Annotated in this window: 1 pseudogene; it reads right to left on the minus strand. The window is 62.8% G+C overall.

Going from position 1 to position 282, the window contains the following annotated elements:
• Positions 1-282 (minus strand): annotated as a pseudogene (locus KUG43_RS17530) (photosystem II q(b) protein); the annotation flags it as partial.

Consider the following 282-nt stretch of genomic DNA (forward strand, 5'->3'; position numbering starts at 1 on the left):
TGTGGAAGGGGTGCATCAGGATGTTGTGCTCAGCCTGGAACACCAGCATGTAGTTGAAGGTGCCGCTGATGCCGAGGGGCATGCCGTCGGAGAAGGACCCTTGACCGAAGGGGTAGATCAGGAACACGGCGCTGGCAGCCGCCACGGGGGCGGAGTAGGCGACGCAGATCCAGGGACGCATGCCCAGGCGGTAGGAGAGTTCCCACTCGCGGCCCATGTAGGCGAAGACGCCGATCAGGAAGTGGAAGACCACCAGCTGGTAAGGACCACCGTTGTACAGCC

Origin of the sequence: Synechococcus sp. CCY 0621, from assembly GCF_019038465.1 — a bacterium.
Classification (GTDB): Bacteria; Cyanobacteriota; Cyanobacteriia; order PCC-6307; family Cyanobiaceae; genus Cyanobium.